This is a genomic window from Kurthia populi, assembly GCF_042686175.1.
GTDB classification, from domain to species: Bacteria; Bacillota; Bacilli; order Bacillales_A; family Planococcaceae; genus Kurthia; species Kurthia populi.
In genome coordinates this window covers 1-4173 of sequence record NZ_JBHUOR010000079.1, presented here as the reverse complement: position 1 = coordinate 4173, position 4173 = coordinate 1, and the positions used below count along the sequence as shown (strand labels likewise).

Here is a 4173-nt window from a genome sequence, read left to right as displayed (position 1 = left end):
GCACTTTCATTGATCAACAATCGACCAAGAAAGTGCCTCAACTGGAATACCACACAGGATGCATTTGAATGTGAAGTGGTGCAGTTAATTTGACAATCTATCATACAAAAAGAGCTTAAGGCATGTATGTCTTAAGCTCTTTTTATTATTTATTTTGCTACGATGTTCACTAATTTACCTGGAACAGCAATAACTTTTTTCACATCTTTACCGTCAATTTGTTCTTTAACCGTTTCATCTGCAAGTGCGATTTGTTCTAAATCTTCACGAGTCGCATCTTTCGCTACCATTAATTTTGCACGAACTTTACCATTCACTTGAACAACGATTTCAACTTCATCATCTACAAGTTTTGATTCGTCAAATGTTGGCCACGCTGCATACGTAATTGTTTCCGTATGGCCTAGTTTTGTCCAAAGTTCTTCTGCTATGTGTGGCGCGATTGGTGATAACATTTTTACGAAGCCTTCTGCGTAAGCAGTTGGTACAACGTCTGCTTTATAGCAATCGTTAATAAATACCATCATTTGAGAAATTGATGTATTGAAACGGATATGTTCATTGTTATCTGTTACTTTTTGAACCGTTTGGTTATACACTTTTTCTAATGTTGTATCTGTAGAATCTTGAACTTTTGAAGATAATTCGCCTGTTTCTTCATTAACGAATAAACGCCATACGCGGTCTAAGAAGCGACGTGCGCCATCTAAGCCGTTTTCAGACCAAGGAATTGATGCTTCAAGTGGTCCCATGAACATTTCGTATAAACGAAGTGTATCAGCACCATGTGACTCGATGATATCATCAGGATTTACAACATTACCTTTTGATTTCGACATTTTTTCATTACCTTCACCAAGAATCATTCCTTGGTTAAATAATTTTTGGAATGGCTCTTTTGTTGGTACAACGCCTAGGTCATAAAGCACTTTATGCCAGAAACGAGCATATAATAAGTGAAGAACGGCATGTTCTTGACCACCGATATAAATATCAACTGGTAACCAACGTTTTAGAAGCTCTGGATCTGCGATTGCTTCTGTATTATGTGGATCAATATAGCGTAAGAAGTACCATGAAGAACCTGCCCATTGTGGCATTGTATTTGTTTCACGGCGACCTTTCATACCTGTTTCAGGGTCTACAACATTTACCCAATCTGCAACGTTTGCAAGTGGTGATTCACCTGTACCTGATGGATGGATATTATCTATTTTTGGAAGTTCAAGTGGTAATTGGTCTTCTGGAACAGTTGAGATTGAGCCATCTTCCCAGTGAATCACAGGGATTGGTTCGCCCCAGTAACGTTGACGAGAGAATAACCAGTCACGTAGACGATAAGATACTTTTTTCTCGCCGACTTTATTTTCTTCAAGCCATGCGATTGCTTTTGAAATTCCCTCTTCTTTACCTAGACCATCTAAGAAATCCGAGTTGATGTGCTGACCATCTTCAGTGAATGCTGCTTCTTCTACATTGCCGCCTTCAAGTACTGGGATGATTGGTAATTCGAATTTTTTAGCAAACTCATAGTCACGTTCATCATGCGCTGGAACGGCCATAATAGCACCTGTACCGTAAGTAGCTAATACATAGTCAGCAATCCAGATTGGCACTTCTTTGCCGTTAATTGGATTAATTGCATAAGCACCTGTGAATACGCCTGATTTTGTTTTCGCTAAATCTGTACGTTCTAGGTCTGATTTCATTTTCACTTCATCTAAATAAGCGGTAACAGCTGCTTGTTGTTCAACTGTTGTAATTTTTGATACAAGTTCATGTTCTGGTGCTAATACTGTATATGTTGCACCGAATAATGTATCAGGACGTGTTGTAAACACTGTGAATTTATCGCCTGTAGAAGAAACTGTGAAATCAACTTCAGCACCTTCGGAACGACCAATCCAGTGACGTTGCATATCTTTAATATTTTCTGGCCAATCAACATCTTCAAGGTCATCGATTAAACGATCTGCATAAGCTGTAATTTTAAGCATCCATTGTTTCATTGGGCGGCGTTCTACTGGGTGACCACCACGCTCTGATTTACCATCGATCACTTCTTCATTAGCAAGTACTGTGCCAAGTGCCGGGCACCAGTTTACAGCTACTTCATCAATATAAGCTAAGCCTTTATTGTAAAGTTGGATGAAAATCCATTGTGTCCATTTGTAGTAAGAAGGGTCTGTTGTATTGATTTCGCGATCCCAGTCATAGCTAAAACCAAGTTCTTGGATTTGACGCTTGAATGTCGCGATATTTTTTAATGTAAATTCGGCTGGGTCATTCCCAGTATCAAGTGCATATTGTTCCGCTGGAAGACCAAATGCATCCCATCCCATTGGGTGAAGTACATTGTAGCCTTGCATACGTTTGAAGCGAGATAAAATATCTGTCGCTGTATAGCCTTCAGGGTGTCCTACATGAAGACCTGCACCTGATGGATACGGGAACATATCTAATGCATAGAATTTTGGTTTTTCTGGTTCATTTGTTGTTTTGAATGTTTTATTATCATCCCAAACTTTTTGCCATTTCTTTTCAATTTCTTTATGGTTGAAACTCAAAGTAATTGCCTCCTTTTATGTTTTAAACGTAAAAAAAGCTGCCATCCCTCATAGAAAGGGACGACAGCATAACGCTACCGCGGTACCACCCAAATTAGTGTACTCACTCAACTTGAATCCTTAACGCGGACAGACGACGCTGGTTAATTTACGTTCACCAATGTGACTCCAAGGCGAGTTCTGTTAATTCATCTACTAGTTTCCACCAACCACTAGCTCTCTATTAGTAATCCTTAACGTACTATTCCTCTTCAATGTCATATCATATTGCACTCATTGTACTTGAATTGTTGTACATTGACAAGAGATTACGCTATTTTTAGAATTTTTATATCTTTTTCTTTAGCGGCAAATGATACAGTGAATAAGGAATAATCGACACAGCCAAAATAATCATTAAGAAGTAAAATGTGAACTGCATCCCATAAATTTCTGCCAATAAACCACCGGCTACTGGTCCAATCATTTTTCCAAGTGTATTAAAGGAGTTGATAAGACCTTGGTAAAACCCATCTCGTCCAGGTGGCGCTAATGTACTAACAATCGTTGGCACAGTTGGCCAGACGAACATTTCACCAAACGTTAAAATAATCATTGCAACTAAAAACATTCTAAAATTCTCTGCAAAGGTCAATACATAGAAAGATAAGATAAAGATTAAAACACCTGTCACAATCATTATTTGATAGCGGTCACCTAGTCGTTTAATTAATGGATTAATAAGCGGCTGTCCCGCTACAATTAACAATCCATTTACCGTCCAGAGCAAGCTATATTGATTTAACGAGATGCCTATTTCTTGTGTGTATGCTGAAATCGTTGTTGTCCATTGTGTGTAAACTGCCCACCCAAGCATATATCCAATCCCTAAAATACATAGCGCGTAAAGACTCGATTTATCTTTAATTTGTTTCCCTTCGCTAATGACATTAGATGGTGCAATACCATAGCCTTGTGGAATTGTTTTATATGAGAAAGCAATTGCAAAAAAGACAATGTACATCATTAAATTCGCAATGAAAATATAATCAAAACTATAATTTGCAATGACGCCAGCTAACGCAGGACCAAATGCCACACCTAAATTTTGCGCTAAATATATCGCATTAAATCCTCGACGTCCTCCCTCAGGCCAAGCTGTACCAACCATCGCGAACATACACGGAAAAATCATTCCCCCGGTAAAACCAATCAATGCTAAAAACCAAATATAATGCGGCCAGCCATGCCAAATCGTTAAGCCCGCTAAGCCGATAATTGTTAAAATTGACGCCACCATAATTGTCCGAAAGCCACCTAAGCGGTCAAATAAAAAACCCCCGAGTAAATTCCCAACAACACCCGCCGCAGCGTTTGCCATTAAGACAAGCCCTGCAGTAGACAATGATTGCCCAAGCTCCTCATGCATATAAATTGTATTTAACGGCCATAGAAACGAATTGCCGACCGTATTGACAACCATACCGATTATAAGGAACCATACGCTTTTTGGCATATGAAACCCTCCCTCTATAAATGTTGATATATCAATGGCTCACGCCATTTTTGAGTGTCAAAAAAATATTTTCCAACACGCATATCTAACTTAATTTTGTATTAATTGATA

Annotated in this window: 2 protein-coding genes and 1 other annotated feature; both genes read right to left on the bottom strand. The window is 38.7% G+C overall.

Annotated elements, in window-relative coordinates; genetic code table 11:
- Positions 1–149: 149 nt before the first annotated feature.
- On the bottom strand, positions 150–2567 hold the full coding sequence (gene leuS, locus ACFSY7_RS10595; RefSeq protein WP_126989010.1) for a leucine--tRNA ligase: 2418 nt from the start codon (positions 2565–2567) through the stop codon (positions 150–152).
- 53 nt (positions 2568–2620) lie between these two features.
- Positions 2621–2831 (bottom strand) — a binding site (T-box leader).
- Between the two features lie 64 nt (positions 2832–2895).
- Positions 2896–4062 carry an MDR family MFS transporter gene (locus tag ACFSY7_RS10590; RefSeq protein WP_126989011.1) on the bottom strand — a complete coding sequence of 389 codons (1167 nt, stop codon included), beginning with the start codon at positions 4060–4062 and terminating at the stop codon, positions 2896–2898.
- Positions 4063–4173: the final 111 nt, after the last annotated feature.

Coding starts and splice junctions, on each gene's coding strand:
- ACFSY7_RS10590 (WP_126989011.1), bottom strand. CDS start 4,062: ATGCCAAAAAGCGTATGGTTCCTTATAATCGGTATGGTTGTCAATACG.